Annotated in this window: 6 protein-coding genes; 1 reads left to right on the top strand and 5 read right to left on the bottom strand. The window is 74.6% G+C overall.

Features of this window, described 5'->3' with window-relative positions; translation table 11 throughout:
* Positions 1-110 precede the first annotated feature (110 nt).
* Positions 111-1118 carry a PP2C family protein-serine/threonine phosphatase gene (locus ABWI07_RS20275; protein ID WP_353819482.1) on the bottom strand — a complete coding sequence of 336 codons (1008 nt, stop codon included), beginning with the start codon at positions 1116-1118 and terminating at the stop codon, positions 111-113.
* A 288-nt stretch (positions 1119-1406) separates the two neighbouring features.
* Between ABWI07_RS20275 and ABWI07_RS20270 the strand changes: the two genes are divergently transcribed.
* Positions 1407-2270, top strand: a complete 864-nt coding sequence (locus tag ABWI07_RS20270) for a CE1 family esterase (RefSeq protein ID WP_353819481.1) — start codon at positions 1407-1409, stop codon at positions 2268-2270.
* Between the two features lie 66 nt (positions 2271-2336).
* On the opposite strand, the gene ABWI07_RS20265 is transcribed toward ABWI07_RS20270, so the two are convergent.
* The 4 genes from ABWI07_RS20265 to ABWI07_RS20250 all read right to left on the bottom strand — a co-directional run bounded on the left by ABWI07_RS20265 (position 2337) and on the right by ABWI07_RS20250 (position 16975).
* Positions 2337-2543: an MbtH family protein gene (locus tag ABWI07_RS20265; protein WP_149258718.1), complete on the bottom strand. Its 207-nt coding sequence runs from the start codon at positions 2541-2543 to the stop codon at positions 2337-2339.
* Positions 2544-2558: 15 nt separating this feature from the next.
* Complete coding sequence (locus ABWI07_RS20260) at positions 2559-3824, bottom strand: lysine N(6)-hydroxylase/L-ornithine N(5)-oxygenase family protein (RefSeq protein ID WP_353819480.1); 1266 nt, start codon at positions 3822-3824, stop codon at positions 2559-2561.
* Positions 3825-3838: 14 nt separating this feature from the next.
* A complete protein-coding gene (locus ABWI07_RS20255) occupies positions 3839-4858 on the bottom strand; it encodes an iron-siderophore ABC transporter substrate-binding protein (protein ID WP_200841798.1) in 1020 nt (339 codons plus the stop codon).
* Positions 4859-4927: 69 nt separating this feature from the next.
* Positions 4928-16975: a non-ribosomal peptide synthetase gene (locus tag ABWI07_RS20250; protein WP_353819479.1), complete on the bottom strand. Its 12048-nt coding sequence runs from the start codon at positions 16973-16975 to the stop codon at positions 4928-4930.
* Positions 16976-17053 lie beyond the last annotated feature (78 nt).

Below are 17053 nucleotides of genomic sequence, written 5' to 3'. Positions count from 1 at the left end.
TCCGGGGCAGGAGGCCCGCGAGGCCGGGCGGTTCCGCGGCCACGCGGGCGCCGGCCTGAGCGCCCCCGCGGGCCGCACGCTTCCGGTCCCCCTCCGAACACCGCCCCGGGTCAGCGGCGCCGCAGCAGGAGCATCGCGGCGTCGTCGGCGATCGGGCCGCCGACGTACCGGGTCAGGTCGTCCTGCAGCTCGTCGAGAGCCGTTTCGGGATCGGGCGCGGCGAGGACGCCCGCTCGCTCGAGCAGTGGGAAGAACACGCCACCGGAGTCCCGCGCCTCCACGACGCCGTCGGTGTAGAAAAGGATCTGATCTTCGGGGGCCATGGTCAGGCAGTGGACGGAATCGGGCTCGTCGACCAGGGCGCCCAGCCCGAGCGGTGGAGCGGCCACCGGCGGGTCGAGCGTCCGGACGACCCCGTCGGGACGGACGAGCAGGGGCGCGGGGTGGCCCCGGTTGAGCAGTGTGACGCCGTTGTCCTGGAGTTCGGCGAGCACCGCGGTGACGAACTGCTCGCTCGTCAGGTGCCGGGTCAGCGCCTTCTCGATCCGCGCCGTCACACCGGGCAGGTCGGGCTCGTCGTACGCGGCCTCCCGGAAGGCCCCCAGGACCACCGCCGCCGTCTCCACGGCGTCCAGCCCCTTTCCCTGGACGTCGCCGACGATGACGCGGACGGCCTCGGGCGTCATCGCAACCTCGTACAGGTCGCCCCCGATCGTCGCCTGCGCCGACGCCGAGACATAGCGGACCGCCATGCGGAACGGGCCGACACGCCGCGGAACGGGCCGCAGCAGGACGCGCTGAGCCGCCTCGGCGACCGAGCGCACATCCGCCAGTTCCCGTTCACGGCGCACGCGGTACGCGCTGGCGAGCATGCTCGCCGCGATGACTCCGCTGATCGAGGCGAACGTGAGGTTGTTGCTCCGGGTCCCCAGCACTCGGTCGTACAGCCCCAGGACCGTGCAGAGGGTCAGCGCGAGCACGCCCACGGCCGCGGTGCGGCGCACACTCGCCGACAGACTCGCGAACGCAGGCCCGAGAGACAGGAGCGGCAGGTAGCCCACGCTCGGACCTGCCAGGACGTCGACGATCGCGACGATGGCCATCATGGCGAACGGCAAGGAGTCGAGAAAGACTCGGCCAGCGCGATCGGCCCCAGGTCGCATCCTTGTCATTCCCGTTCCGGTCGGCGCAGTCCAAAGTCGGTCCCCACGGTCGCGAAGGCACCCACCACCTCATCCCCCGGACTCCGGCGATGACACCGGCGCGCGGGAGCGCGCCGCCGAGGGCGCGGCGGCGCGTCCCGCCCGGCGCCGGGCGACGACCTGCGCGGCAGACGCCAAAAAACGCCGGTCTTTTCTGCGCGGAGGTGCGTAGCCGGGCGGGGCGCGGCGGGGTTGGATCACGCTATGAAGATCGCCGCGCGGGCGGCGATGATCGTGGCGGTTCTCGCGGCGCTCATCGCCCACCCCCTGCCCGCCGGAGCGTTCGAGGACGCCCCGGGAACATCGAGGCACACCATTCCCATGGGCGACTGGAACCGCCCCTACCTGCTGCACGTCCCGCCGGGCCCCGAGGCCCGCACGCCGCTGCCGCTCATCGTGGCGCTGCACGGCGGCCTGAACGACTCCGAGTACGTCCGCAAGCAGAGCGGGCTCGACGAGGTCGCCGACCGGCACGGCTACGCCGTCGCCTATCCCGACGGGCTCCTCGGCACCTGGAACGCGGGCGCCTGCTGCTGGTTCGCCCGGTGGACCGGCGTCGACGACGTCGCGTTCCTCGACAAGCTCATCGACACGCTGGTGCGGCAGGGCGTCGCCGACCCCCGCCGCGTCTTCGTCACCGGCTTCTCCAACGGCGGCGGCATGGCGTACCGGTACGCGTGCGAGCGCGCGGAGAAGGTCGCCGGCATCGCCGTGGTGTCGGGCGCTCTGGCCATCGGCTGCACGCCGAAGAAACCGGTGTCGGTGCTGGCGTTCCACGGGACGTGGGACCCGTCCGTCCCCTATGACGGCGGCGGGAACATGGACGCGGACGTCCATTTCCCGTTCATCCCCGTCCGGCTCCTCATGGAGTACTGGCGGTGGGTGGACAAGCTGCCCGCGCTGTCGCAGCCGGTGCCGGACGGGCCGGACGACTGCGTCGGCACGGGCCCCGGCCCGGTCGTCGTCGCGCTCTGCACCAGGCAGCGCGGAGGGCACGAGTGGCCGGACTACGCCAGCGAGCTCATGGCCGGGTTCTTCGCGGACCGGCCGTCCCTGCCGAAGCCGTGAGCCCGGGCTGAACGCGGGCGTCCCGCTCCAGAGCCCGGGGCCGAGACGCCGTGACCTGTGGGGAGGTCACGGCGTCTCGGCCGCCAGGCTCCGCGGGCGGATGTCCTTCCAGTTGTCCACGACGTACCCGATGCAGTCGGACCGCGACTCGGGGCCGTGGACCGTTGTCCACCCGGCGGGGACGTCGGCGAACGCCGGCCACAGGGAGTGCTGGCCCTCGGCGTTGGCGAGGACGAGGAACGCCCCGTCGGGGTCGTCGAACGGGTTCGTCATCGGCTTTCCCTTTCTCTAGACGCCGGGGGCGACGCGGGCGGAGCGCCGCGCCATGGACCGGACGATCTCCCCGGTGCGGACGGCGGTCATGGACAGCAGCGAGGAGGCGATCCCGTGGCTGTGCTCGGTGGCCCCCTGCAGATAGACGCCCCAGGCGGGGCCGGGCTCGGTGGCGATGCGGTAGTCGCGCCCGACGACCGGGCGCCCGTCCGGGCCGGTGCGGCAGTGCGCGCCCGCCTCGCCGAGCAGGTCGAACGGGTCGCGTTCGCGGTAGCCGGTGGCGTAGACGACGGCGTCGGCGTCCAGGGCCGTGACCTCGCCGGTGGGCAGGAACGCGACCCGGACCCGCAGTCCGCCGGGGCCGTCGGCGACGTCCAGGACGCGGGAGGCGTTGAGGATGCGCAGCCGCTCGGCGCCCGCGACCTTCTCGGCGTAGGCGCGCCGGTACAGCTCGTCGATGAGGTCGAGGTCCACCACGGAGTAGTTGGTGTTGCGCGAGTACTCGAACAGCATCCGCTTCACGTCGCCGGGCGCCGCGTAGTAGTGGTCGACGGCCTCGGGGTCGAAGACGCGGTTGGCGAAGGGGCTGTCGTCGGCGGGCGAGTACCCGTACCGCGCGAAGACCGCGCACACCTCGGCGCGGGCGAGCGTGCGGTGCAGGTACTCGACGGCCTCGGCGGCGCTCTGCCCGGCGCCGACCACGACGATCCGGCGGGGCTCCCAGTCCCCGCGCTCGCCGAGCCGGGTGAGCAGGTCCTCGGTGTGCCAGATCCGCTCCCCCGGCCGGACGCCCTCCGGCAGGACGGGTTCGAGCCCCGCGCCGATGACGACGTCGCGGGCGAGGTGCGTCTCCAGCTCGTCGCCCTGCCGCACGACGACCTCCAGGGCCTCGTCGTCGTGGGGGCGCAGGGAGACGACCTCCGCCCCGTAGCGGACGCGGTCCTCGAACGCGGCGGCGGCCCATTCGAGGTAGTCGTGGAACTCCAGCCGCGTCGGGAACATCGTCTTGTGGTTGACGAAGTCGACGAGCCGGCCCCGGGCGTGCAGGTAGGCCAGGAACGAGTAAGGGCTGGCGGGGTTGCGCAGCGACACCAGGTCCTTGAGGAAGTGGACCTGCATCGTGGCGCCGTCGATCAGCATCCCGCGGTGCCAGCCGAACGCGGGCTGCTTCTCGAAGAACACCGCGTCGGCGCCGCCGTGCTCCTCCTCCAGCGCGGCGGCGAGCGCCAGGTTGGACGGGCCGAACCCGATGCCGACCACGTCGCGGACGGGGGTGTGCATGCGCTCCTCCGGCATCAGGCGGGCTTCGCCGCGCTCGCGGCCTTGGCGATCTTCGGGACGACCTGGTCGACCACGTAGGGGACGGCGAGCGGGGTGGGGGTGCGCAGCGGCCAGAACGACTTCAGGTCGAGCGGCACGTAGGAGCCGCGCTCGACGGCGCCGAGGCCGGCGAACAGCCGGTTGGCCTCGATCTTCTTCTGGGTGGCGGGGTCGTCGTTGTAGTGGCTGATCAGGACGTCCACGTCCAGGACGGAGACCTTCTCCAGGCTCAGCTCGGCGGCGAACCCGTCGCCGGGCAGCCTCCTCAGCGACTCCGGGAGCGTCATGCCGAACTGCTGGAGCAGTTTCACGCTCGTGTCGGCGCCGGACTTCATCACGCCGATGTTGCCGTTGGGGAAGACGCTGGTGAACGCGAACTCCTTGCCTTTCAGCTCGGGGTGCCTCGTCTTCACCTGGGCGATCTTCGACTCCACGTCGGCGACGAGCCTCGTTCCGTCCTGGGGGCGGCCGATCGCGGCGGCGACCTGCCGGGTGATCTGCTGCCAGGAGTCCTCGGCGGGGCCGGTCTGGTAGGCGAGCGTCGGGGCGAGCTTGGAGAGCTTGCCGTACTCCTTGTCGATGGCGAAGTCGCCGGCGGCGAGGATCAGGTCGGGCCGCAGCGCGGCGATCTCCTCCAGGTTGAATCCCGCCTCACCGGCCTTGAGCAGCTTGGGCTTCTCACCGGTCAGCCTGGGCGCGCTCCAGGGGGCGAGTCCGTCGGGCTGGACGCCGGTCAGCTCGGCCATGCCGACGGGCGTGACGCCGAGGGCGAGCAGCGCGTCCTGGTCGACCTCGCCGAGCGCGACGATCCGCTTCGGCGCGGACTCGACCTCCGCGGAGCCGAGCTTGTGGGTGACGGTGACGGGGAACGCCCCGGCCGCGCCGCCGGAGCCGCCGGGGCCGCCGGCGGGTTCGTCGTCGCCGCAGGCGGCGGCCGTGGCGAGACCCAGGACGAGCGCGGCGGCGACGGCCAGGCGCCGCATCAGGGTGCGCATAGCGGACCTTCCATGTTCGAGGGGAGGCGGGAGGGCGTTGATCAAGAATTTTAGGTTAGCCTTACCTAACTAGACAATGCCCGGGCCGGTATGAGCCGCCTCACTTCCGGCGGGTCCGAGCCGGGCGAGCAGCCCCGCCGCGGTCGGGGCGGCCATCAGGTCCGCGATCCTCAGGTCCGCGCAGCCGGGCTCGCGCCTGATGCGCCGCACCAGCTTCATCGCGAGCAGCGAGTGCCCGCCGAGGTCGAAGAAGTCGTCGTCCGGGGCGACCTCGGGAACGCCGAGTTCTCCGGCGAAGATCCGGCACAGGACCGCCTCCCGTCCGTCGTCCCGGCGCGCCGCCTCCGGGGCCGCCTCGGCGGTCACGGTGCGGGCGGTCAGGACGGCCGGCAGCGATCCGACCCTGACGCCGGGATCGTCGGCGACGGCCCCGAGCAGCGCGATCAGGCCGTCCGCCAGCGCGGCCGCCGTGGCGCGGTCGAACAGGTCGGCGGAGTGGTCGAGGACCAGCCGGAGCCCGTCCGGTCCCTCCCGGAAGATGAAGTCGAGGTCGAACTTCGCCGCGCCCGGCCCGAACAGCGCCTCCCGCTGCTCCAGTCCCGGGAACCGCACGTCGCCGGCGCCCTGGTTCTCGTACCCGACCATCACCTGGAACAGGGGGTTGCGGCCGGGCACGCGGCGCGGGCGCAGCGCCTCCACGACCGCCTCGAACGGCAGGTCCTGGTGGGCGAGGCCGGCGAGGCCGGCCTCCCGGACGCGGGCGAGCAGCTCCGCGAACGTCGGGTCGCCGGACACGTCGGCGCGCAGGACGAGCGTGTTCACGAAGAAGCCGACGAGGTCCCGCGCGGCCTCCTCCGTGCGCCCGGCGACGGGGCTGCCGAGGGGGATGTCGTCTCCCGCGCCCATGCGGTGCAGCAGCGCGGCGACGGCGGCCTGGCAGACCATGAACACGCTGGCGTTCGCCTCCCGCGCGACGCGCCTGAGCCGGCCGGTGAGGCCGGGCGGCAGGTCGGCGGTGAGGGTGCCGCCGACCTGCCCGGCGGTGGCGGGGCGCGCCCGGTCCACTGGCAGCGGGATCTCCTCGGGCAGGTCCGCGAGGGTCCGCGCCCAGTGGTCCAGCTGCCGGGCGTGGACGCTGCCGGGGTCGGCCGGGTCGCCGAGGAGCTCGCGCTGCCAGAGGGCGTGGTCGGCGTACTGGACGGGCGGCGGGGCCCAGGCGGGCTCCTTGCCGTCCAGCCGGGCCGCGTAGGCCTCGGCCACGTCGCGCGCGAACGGCCCGAACGACCATTCGTCGAACGCGATGTGGTGGAAGACGGCGAGCAGCAGGTGCTCCCGCTCGCCCTCCTGGAACACCACCACCCGCAGGGGGATCTGTTCGGCGAGGTCGAACGGCCTGGCGATGACGTCCTCGGGCGCGCAGGTCGCCACCTCCAGGACGGGTTTCGCCTCGTCGGGGGCGAGGATCCGCTGGTAAGGCACGCCGTCGTGTTCGGCGAAGACCGTCCGGAGGCTCTCGTGCCGGGCGGTGACGTCCCCGATCGCCGCCTCCAGGGCCGCGAGGTCGAGGCCGCCCCGCAGCCGGACCGCGAGGGGCAGGTGGTAGGCGTCGCGGGGCCCGTCGTCCTCGCGGAGCAGCTGGTCGAGCATCCACAGCCGCCGCTGGGCGGACGACAGCGGCACCCGCTCGGGCCGCTCCCGCGGTTCCAGGACGGGCCGGGCCCGCGACTCGGCGCCGCGGTGCAGGCGCCCGGCCAGTTCCGCCACGGTCGGCGCCTCGAACAGGTCGCGGATGGCCAGTTCGGCGCCGAGCACCGCCCGCGCCCTGCCGACGAGCCTCGTCGCGAGCAGCGAGTGGCCGCCGAGGTCGAAGAAGTCGTCGTCGATCCCGGCGCCGGGCGCGTCCAGGACCTCGGCGAACAGCGTGCAGAGCAGGCGCTCGACGGGGGTGCGCGGGGCCCGTCCCGCGCGGCGCGGGGCGTCCTGCCCGGGGCCCGGGAGGGCGCGCCGGTCGAGCTTGCCGTTCACCGTGAGCGGCAGCGCGTCCAGCGTCATGATCGCGCTCGGGACCATGTGTCCGGGCAGGCGCGCCCGGAGGCTCTCGCGGACCCGGGCGGCCAGCACGCCGTGGTCGCGCGCGGCGACCGGGTCGTTCGCGTACGAGGCGGGCGCGCGGCCGGGCTCGGCCGGCGGGCACGCCGCTCCCCCGCCGAACACGGCGTCGTAGCGACCGGGCTCGTCGGACGGCGTGAGGACGGCGTCCGGGAACAGTCCGTGCAGCGTCTCGGGCTCGATCCCTTCGGGCGCCGAGGTCAGCGCCGCGCGCGCCTCGTCCGCGGAGGCCCCCTCCCGCAGCGCCCGCAGCGCCGCGGCCTCGCCCGACGACCTCGGGTCGGGGATCCCTCTCACCCGCAGCGGCCCGGCGGGCCTGTCCCGGAGGTCGTCGAGGGTGGTCCAGTCGACGGCCGGCGTCGGCGGGGCGGGGGCCGCGTCCTTGCGCAGGACGACGTCGTAGCGGTGGCGGGTCAGTTCGTTGTGGCGGGTGCCGCGCTTGATGAGGACGTCCACGCGGGCCGGGACGTCGAGCGCTGCGAAGAACGCGGGGTCGAGGAGGAGCTCCTTCTCCAGGCGGACGGCGCGTTCGATCGAGTCCAGGTCGCCTCCGCCGCGCCCGAGCTGGACTGCGGCATGCAGGCAGCGGACCGTGCGCAGGTCGCGGACGTCTCCGACGAACAGCGCGCCGCCCGGGGCGAGCAGGCGCATCGCCTTGGCGACGACGTCCTCCAGGTAGGCGGCGCCGGGGAAGTACTGCACCACCGAGTTGATCACGATGGTGTCGAAGTACCCCTCAGGCAGGCCGTCGGTGTCGTGGGCGGGCCGGCAGCTGAGGCGGACGGGCGAGCCCGGGCCCGCATCCTGCCAGTCACGGGACGCCGGCCCTCGGGTGCCTCCGCCGAGGTCGGCGTGGAGCTTGGCGATGACCGGCTCGGAGAAGTCGGTGCCCCAGTACTCCTCGCTCCGGGGGGCCAGCCGGGTGAGGAGAAGGCCCGCGCCGACGCCGATCTCCAGGACGCGGCGGGGACCGAGCGCGCGGACGCGCTCGACGGTGGTCTCCCGCCACTCGCGCATGTCGTCCAGCGGGATGGGCGCGCCGTCGTAGCTGCTGTCCCACCCCGCGAACTCCTCGGCGTGGACGACCGTGCCGACCTCGGTGTACTCGGTGTCGTAGATCTGCCGCCACTCGGCGAGCTGCTCTTCGGCGGCGCCTTCGCGGGAGCCGTCGGGGACGATGTAGCCGATGAGGCGCTTCACGCCGGGGACACCGGTCTCGGCCGCGACGACGGCGGCCTGCCCGACGCCGGGCTCGGCGGCGAGCGCGGTCTCGATCTCTCCCGGTTCGACCCGGTAGCCGCGGATCTTCACCTGGTCGTCGGTGCGGCCGAGGAAGTCGATGTCGCCGCCGTCGCGCACGCGCACGAGGTCGCCCGTCCGGTACATGCGGGATCCGGGCGGGCCGAACGGGTCGGCGACGAAGCGCTCGGCGGTCAGGTCGGCGCGGCCGAGGTAGCCGCGCGCCAGTCCGGCGCCCGCGATGTACAGCTCGCCGGGGGCGCCTGGCGGGACGTGCCGCAGCCAGGCGTCCAGGACGTACCCGCGGGTGTTCCAGATCGGCCTGCCGACGGTCGGGGTGGCGCTGTCCCCGGTGCCGCCGCCGAGCGTGTTGATCGTGTACTCGGTCGGGCCGTAGAGGTTGTAGCCGAGGACGCCCTCGGCGCGGGCGAGGCGCTCCCACACCGCCGCCGGGACGGCCTCGCCGCCGAGGAGGACGAGGGGCGGCCGGTGCCCGCCGTCCAGAAGGCCCTCCTCCAGGAGCTGCTGGGCGTAGGTCGGCGTCACGTTGATGACGTCGATCTCGTGCTGCCGCAGGTAGGCGGTGAGGGCCTGGGCGTCGCGGCGGAGGTCCTCGTCGCAGACGTGGACCTCGTGGCCTTCGATGAGCCAGAGGAGCTCCTCCCACGACATGTCGAAGGAGAACGAGACGGTGTGGGCGATGCGGAGGCGGCGCCCCGCCGACGCGACCACCGGGTCGAAGATGTTGGCGCGGTGGTTGAACTGCATGTTGGTGAGGCCGCGGTAGGGCGTCACCACGCCCTTGGGCCGCCCGGTGGAGCCCGAGGTGTAGATGACGTAGGCGGGGTGGTCGAGCCTGCCGGACGTGCCGGGCGCGAACCCGGGGACTTCGTCTGGCGCCAGGTCGTGGCCGGGCTGCGCGGCTAGGGCCTGCGCGGTCGCGGGGTCGTCCAGCGCGAGGGTGGCGCCGGAGTGGGTGAGGCCCGCGGCGATGTCGCGGTGCGAGACCAGGCAGACCGGTGCCGCGTCCTGGAGCATGTAGTCGAGCCGGTCGGCCGGGTAGTCGAGCTCCAGCGGCAGGTAGGCGGCACCCGTGCGCAGGACGGCGAACAGGGCGACGACCATCTGCGCCGAGCGCGGCATGGCCAGCGCGACGACCTTCTCAGGACCCGCGCCGTGGGCCAGCAGGAGCCTGGCGAGCCGGTTCACCTCGGCGTTCAGCTCGCCGTAGGTGAGGCGGACGTCCGGAAGGGAGACGAGCGCGGGGTCGCCGGGCCGCTCGGCCGCGCGCTGGGCGAGCAGTTCCGCGACCGTCAGCTCGGGGACGGGATGGCGCGCGTCGTCCCAGTCGCGCCGGAGCCGGTCGTGCTCCTGCGGGACGAGCAGGTCGAGTCGGCTGCACGGGGATCCGGGCGCCTCGGCGAGCCGCCGCAACACCTGGACGTAGCGGTCGGTGACGCGCTCGGCCTCGGCCTCGGTGAACGCGTCGCCCCGGTACATGACGCGCAGCCCGGCGTCCGGCTCCACGACCATGGTGATCGGGTAGTGGGTGGCGTCGCGGACCTCGCGTCCGAGGACCCGCAGGCCGCCGTCCGGGCCGAAGGCGCGGTCGGTCGGCATGCCCGGGAAGTTCTGGAAGACGAACAGCGTGTCGAAGAGGGTGCCGAGCCCGGTGGCGCGCTGGACGTCGGCGAGCGCGACGAAGGAGTGGTCGAACAGGTCGGACTGCGCCGCCTGGACCCGGTCGAGGACCGTGGCGAGGGCGTCCGCCGGGCCCGCCTGCACGCGGACGGGGACGGTGTTGAACAGCAGGCCGACCATCGACTCGACGCCGTCCACGTCGGGGTGGCGTCCGGACACCGAGGCGCCGAACACGACGTCGTCGCGTCCGGTGAGGCCCATCAGGACGAGGCCCCAGGCGGCCTGGAAGACGGTGCCGGTGGTGACGCCCCTGTCCCGGGCGACCTCGTCCAGCCTTTCGGCGAGTCCGGCGGGCAGCTCGCGGCGCACCTCGCCGGCGCCCGCGAGGTCGGCGGGCGCGCCGACCAGGCCCGGCCGGACGAGGGCGGGCTCGTCGAAGCCGTCGAGCGCGCGGTGCCAGGCGCCGGTCGCGGCGTCCCTGTCGCGGCCGTTCACCCAGTCGAGGAACGCGCGGAAGGGCGCGACAGGCCGGCGGGCCTCGGCGGCGGCGTCGGTGTAGGCGTCGAGCAGCGAGGTGACGAGCAGGCCGCCGGACCAGCCGTCCAGCAGGATCAGCTCGGAGGTGAGGACCAGCCGGTGGTCGTCCTCGGCGAGGCGGGCGAGGGCGAACCGGATCAGCGGCGGCGCGGCGGGGTCGAACGGCTCGGCGCGCTGCGCGTCGACGAACGCCTCCAGGTCCCGCGGGGGCACGTCGGCGTGCGTCCACGGGGTCTCGAAGTCGTCCGGGACGAACTGGACCGCGCGGTCGCCGTCCGTCCGGAACCCGGCGCGGAGGTTGGGGAACTTCTCCAGCGTGGCGCGCGCCGCCCGCGCCATCCGCTCGGGGTCGACCGGGCCGGACAGCGCCACCACGGCCTGCTGCACGTAGATGTCACGGCCCTCGCCCGCCAGCATCAGGTGGTAGAGCAGGCCTTCCTGGAGCGGCGAGAGCGGAAGCTCGCCCGCCGGGCCCGCCGCCTGGGCCGTCTTCTTCCCTTCGGAGGGCGCGGCGGCCCGGGCGAGGGCTTCCACGGTCCGCAGCCGGAAGACGTCCCGCACGGTGAACGACAGGTCGGCGCGGCGTGCTCGGGCGACGAGGAGCGCCGCGCTGATGCTGTCGCCTCCGGTGCGGAAGAAGTCGTCGTCGGCGCTCACGGCGTCGCGGCCGAGGACGCTCGCCGCGAGCCGGGCGAGGACGCGTTCGGGCTCGGTGGCGGGGGCGCGTCCGCCGGGCGGGCGGCCGGGCTCGGGGAGGGCTCGCCGGTCGACCTTGCCGTTCGGGTTGAGGGGGAGCTCGTCCAGGACCACCAGTTCGGCGGGGACGAGGTAGTCGGGCAGCAGGGCGCGCAGCGGGGCGTCGAGCGCCTCTGCCTCGACATCGCCCGTGACGTAGCCGATCAGGCGGGATCCGTGCGCGGTGACGGCGGCCCGCCGCACGCCCGGCAGCGCGGCGAGCGCGGCCTCCACCTCCCCCGGTTCGATCCGGAAGCCGCGGATCGTGATCTGGTCGTCGGCGCGGCCGAGGAAGTCCAGTCCGCCGTCCGGGCGGCGCCGGACGCGGTCCCCGGTGCGGTAGAGGCGGGAGCCGGGCGGGCCGAAGGGGTCGGCGACGAAGCGCTCGGCGGTGCGGGCGGGGTCGCCGAGGTAGCCGCGCGCCAGCCCGTCGCCCGCGAGGTACAGCTCACCGACGGGGACCTCGCGGAGCGCGGCGTCGAGGACGTGGGCGCGGGTGTTGTCGATGGGACGCAGCCCGCCCGCCTCGGCGACGAGGCTGTCCCCGGCGGCCTCCGAGCACCCGTACAGGTCGACCAGCCGCGCCGGCACCTGGTCCGCGAGCGCGGTGGGCAGTGCCTCGCCGCTACTGATCCACGTGGTCACCGAGGTCGGCAGGCCGTTGTCGACGAGCGCGGCCAGCAGGCTCGGGACGAGCGTGACGAGGCCGATGCCGTGGCGGTCGATGAAGTCGGCGAGCGCGACGGCGTCGGCGGCGGTCTCCTCGTCGGCGATGACGACGGTGTCGCCCGCGGCAAGGCCGCCGAGCAGTTCGGTCGTGCCGTCGATGAAGGCGGGCGAGCTCTTGGCGGCGCGGATGCCGGGCGCGGCGAGGCCCGCGCCCCAGGCGAGCCGGTTGGCGAGGGCGCGCTGGGTTCCGGCGACGGCCTTCGGCCTTCCTGTCGAGCCGGAGGTGAACACGACGTAGGAGGTGTGGCCGGGGTGGACGTCCGGACGTGCGCGGCGGGGGGCGTCCGCCGGCGGCTCGTCGCGGCCGAGGACCAGCAGCGGCCGGACGGCGTCGAGCATCGCCGCGACGCGGGCGGGCGGGTACGCCAGGTCGATCGGCAGGTAGGCGGCGCCCGTCTTGAGCACGGCGTAGAGCGCGACGGCGAACTCGTCCGAGCGGGGCAGCGCGAGCGCGACGACCTGCTCGGGGCGGGCCCCGGCGGCGGCGAGCCGGTCGGCGAGCGCTTCGGCGCGGCGGTCGAGTTCGGCGTAGGTGAGGGCGGCGTCGCCGAACACCACGGCGGTCTTGTGCGGGGTCCGCGCCACCTGCGCCTCGATAAGGCCTGCGGCCGTCAGGGCCGGGAGGGCGCGCGCGGTGTCCGGGTGCTCGACGGGCGCGCCGAGCGAGGACAGCCTGCGGCCGGGATCGGCGGCGACCCGGTCGAGCAGCGCGCCCAGGTCGTCCATGAGCCGCTCGACGGTCGAGGCGTCGAACAGGTCGGCCGCGAACGCGGCGAACCCCTCGACCTCGACCTCGCCCTCCGCGAAGTACAGGTCGAGGTCGAACTTCACACCGCCGGTCTCCGGCAGGAACGGCTCCGCGCGCACGCCGGGCAGCGCGAGCCGGACGTCGTCCAGCCGCCGGTGGACGACCATGACCTGGAACAGCGGGCTGCGGGCGAGGGAGCGTTCGGGGGCGAGCCGGTCCACGACCCGCTCGAACGGGACGCCGGCGTGGGAGAACGCGGCGAGGTCGGCGGACCGGACCCGGTGGAGCAGCTCGGCGAACGTCGGGTCGCCGGACAGGTCGGTGCGCAGCACCAGCGGGTTGACGAAGACCCCGACGAGGCCGGCGAGGTCCTCGTCCGCGCGTCCCGCGATCGGGGAGCCGAGGGCGATGTCGTCGCCCGCGCCGGACCGCTGGAGCAGCGCGGCGACGGCGGCGTGCAGCACCATGAACACGCTTGCGCCGGCCTCGCGGGCCAGGCGCCGCGCCCCCGCCGCCGGGAGCCGGAACGGCACCAGCCCGCCGCGCCGGCTCGCCTCGGCCGGGCGCGGCCGGTCGAGCGGCAGGACCGTCTCCTCGGGCAGCCCGGCGAGCGCCTCCGCCCAGAAGTCGAGCTGCGGCGCCGTGGCGGGGGCGGCTTCGCGCTGCCAGGCCGCGTAGTCGGAGTACTGGACGGGCAGGGGCTCCCAGCCGGGGCCCCGTCCGTCCCGGCGCGCCTCGTAGGCGCGGGCGAGGTCGGCCAGCAGCGGGGTGAACGACCACTCGTCGGCGGCGGCGTGGTGCAGGAGCAGGATCAGCGACCATTCGGCGTCGCCCGTCCTCACGAGGGTGCCGCGGACGGGGAGGTCGCGTCCGATGTCGAAGACGTGGGCGGTGGCGGCCTTCTCGATGGCCGCGCGCCCTTCCGGCGTCTCGCCCCGCGCGTCGAGCACGGCGAGGCGCACGGGGACGTCCGGGTCGAGGACGCGTTGCACGGGCAGGCCGTCCGGCCCCTCCACGAGGAGGGTGCGCAGCGCTTCGTGGCGGGCGACGACATCGGCGAACGCCTGGTCGAGGGCGTCCTCGTCGACCGCGCCGTGCAGGCGGATGCCGAGCGGCAGCGAGTAGGACGCGGACGGGCCGCGGAGCCGCTCCTCCAGCCAGAGGCCGCGCTGCGCCGCCGAGGCGGGGACGGCCTCGGGGCGCGCCACGTCGCGGACGCGGACGGTGCCGGTCGCGACCAGGCGGGGCGCGAGCGCGGCGACGGTCGGCGCTTCGAACACGTCCGCGATGGTCGGCTCCGCGCCGAGCACGGCCCGGGCCCTGGCCGCGAGGCGCGCCGCCAGCAGCGAGTGCCCGCCGAGGGCGAAGAAGTCGTCGTCGATGCCGACCCCCTCGACGCCGAGCAGCTCGGCGAAGATCGCGCAGAGGGCGGCCTCGCGGGCGTCGCGCGGCGCCCGTCCCGACACCTCGGCCTCGGGGGCGGGCAGCGCGGCGCGGTCGAGCTTGCCGTTGACCGTCCGGGGCAGTCCGTCCAGCGCGATGAGGGCGGAGGGCACCATGTACTCGGGCAGCGCCCTGGCGAGCGCTTCGCGCAATCCGGTCTCGTCCAGCCCCTCGGCGGGGACGTAGTAGCCGACCAGCCGGGGGTCGCCGGGGCGGTCCTCCCGGACGGCGACCGCGGCCTGCGCGACGCCGGGCTGCGCGGCGAGCACGGCCTGCGCCTCGGCGGGCTCGATCCGGAAGCCGCGGATCTTCACCTGGTCGTCGGTGCGGCCGAGGTACTCCACGGACCCGTCGCGGGCGCGGCGCGCGAGGTCGCCCGTCCGGTACATGCGGGATCCGGGCGGTCCGAACGGGTCGGCCACGAAGCGCTCGGCGGTGAGGTCGGGGCGTCCGGCGTAGCCGCGGGCGAGCTGCGCGCCCGCCAGATAGAGCTCGCCTGGGACGCCCGGCGGGACCGGGCGCAGGCGGGCGTCCAGGATGTGGGCGCGGGTGTTCCAGAAGGGGGTGCCGATGCCTTCCGCGGGCAGGTCCGCGGAGGTCGCCCAGATCGTCGCCTCGGTCGGCCCGTACATGTTGGTGGCGAGCGACGCGGACCCGGCCAGCGAGGCGGCGAGCGCGGGCGGCAGCGCCTCGCCGCCGACCAGGACCCGGAGGCCCGTGAACGCGGCCGGGTCGAGCGTGCCGAGCAGCGACGGGGTTCCCTGGACGACCGTCGCGCCCGCCAGGAGCCTCGCGAGCGCGGCCGGGTCGCGGACGGTGTCGCGGGCCGCCAGGACGACCGTCGCCCCGCTGGTCAGGGGAACGAGCAGCTCAAGGGCGGCGATGTCGAACGCGATGGTCGTGACCGCGACCAGCCGGTCACCGGTGCCGAGGTTCAGCCGGTCGCGGGTGGTGAGCAGGAAGTTCGCGAGCGCGCGGTGCGGGATCGCCACGCCCTTGGGGCGGCCGGTGGAGCCGGAGGTGTAGATGACGTACGCGAGGTCGTCCGGGCGCCGGATCGGCGTGCGCGTGTTTCCGGCGTTGCGCCGAGAGCCGTCGAGGACGAGGAGGTCCGTCCCGTCCGGGAGGAGCGGCGCGGTCTCGCCGGTGACGATCGCGCAGAGCGGCCCGGCGTCGTCCAGCATGGAGGCGAGCCGGCCGGCGGGGTGGTCGAGGTCGAGCGGCAGGTAGGCGGCGCCCGCCTTCAGGACGCCGAGCAGGGCTGCGACGAGATCGGGCGTGCGCGGCAATGCGAGCGCGACGACGGTCTCCGGCCCGGCGCCTCGGGCGCGCAACTCCGCGGCGAGCGCGGACGCCCGTTCCTCCAGGTCGGCGTAGGTGAGTGCGGTTCCGCCCGCCTCGACCGCCGTGGCACCGGGTGTCCGTGCCGCCTGCTCCTCGAACAGCGCGACGGCGTCGGTCGCGGGCAGGGCGCGGTCGGTGGCGTTGGCCTCAGCGATCAGGGCGCGCTCCCCCGCGCTCATGACCTCCAGCGCGCCGATCGGCCGGTCGGGGTCGGCCAGCGCGTCGCGGAGGAGCGTCTCCAGGTGGGCGAGCAGCGCGTCGATGCGCTCGTCCTCGAACAACTCGCGCCGGAACGTCGCCTCGACCGTCATTCCCTGCGGCCGGACGAAAGCCTCCAGCGACAGGTCGAAGTGCGTGGTGCCGTTGTGGACGTGCGTCCAGCTCGACGTGATGCCGGGCAGGTCCAGCTCGCCGATCTCCTGGGCGAGGAAGAGGAGCATCGTGTCGAAGAAGGCCGAGCGCCCCCGTCCGCGCGCGGGCCGCAGTTCCCGGACGAGCCGGTCGTACGGCAGCGCCTGGTGCGCGAACGCCTCGGTGACCGTGCGGCCTACCCGGCGCAGCGCCTCCCGGAACGTCGGCGCCCCGGACAGGTCGGCGCGCAGCACGAGCGTGTTGCCGAAGTTTCCGACGAGCCGCTCCACCTCGGCGTGCTCGCGGTTCATCGCCGACGACCCGACCGCCACGTCCTCGGCGCCGGTGTAGCGGTGCAGCAGGACCGCGTAGCCGGCGGTCATCACCATGTACGGGGTGAGGTTCTCCTCGGCGGCGAGCTTCCGCATCCCCTCGGTCACGGCGTCGTCGAAGCGGCGCGCCCGCCGTCCCCCGCGCTCGGACACGACCGCGCCGCGCGGCCGGTCGGCGGGCAGGTCGAGCGGAGCGGGCGGCGGATCGAGGTGCTCGCGCCAGTACGCGAGGTCGTCCTCGGCGGGGGGCCGCCGCTGCTCCCAGTCGGCGTAGTCGGCGTACTGGACGTCCAGCGAGGGCAGTCTGCCGGGCTCACCGGCGAGGGCGGCGCGGTAGAGCGCGGAGAGGTCGCGTGAGAGAGAACCCCAGGTCATGCCGTCCCAGGCGATGTGATGCACGACGAGGACCAGCGCGTGCTCGTCCTCGCCGAGCCTGAGCAGCTCCAGCCGGATCGGCCGTCCGGCCCGCAGGTCGAACGGGACCGCGGCCAGCCGCGCCGCCCGCTCCTCGGCGTCCGCACAGGCGACGGGCGGCAGGTCGAGCGAGTCGTCCTCGGTGACGATCTGCACGGCACCCTCGCCGGGCGCGTCCGCGTAGACGGTGCGGAGGACGGCGTGCCGCCGGATAAGCCCCCGCAGCGCCTCGCGGAGAGCCGTTGCGTCGAGCGGCCCGGACATGCGGATGAGCAGGCAGACGTTGTAGGCGGGACTGTCCGGGAAGGCGCGGTGGTGCAGCCACATGCTCTGCTGCGCGTGGGACAGGGGAGCCGGTCCGTCCGCTCCGCGAGGGGCGAGCCGGGCGGTGTCCGCGCCCAGGCCGGCCTCGGCCATCATCCGCCGCATCAGTTCGCGTCGCCGCGCCGTCGTCTGCTCCTGCACGCTCAACTCTTCCGTCGTCGGCTCCGCCATAGCGAATTAGGTTAGCCTTGCCTAAGAAAATCATGCAAGGTTAGCCTTACCTAAGTTCGACCTCCGGCCGCGAAAGGG

This window comes from Actinomadura sp. NPDC000600 (assembly GCF_040492135.1).
Taxonomy (GTDB): domain Bacteria; phylum Actinomycetota; class Actinomycetes; order Streptosporangiales; family Streptosporangiaceae; genus Spirillospora.
Note: the sequence above shows the minus strand (reverse complement) of the source record. Positions and strands in the feature narration are given on the sequence as shown.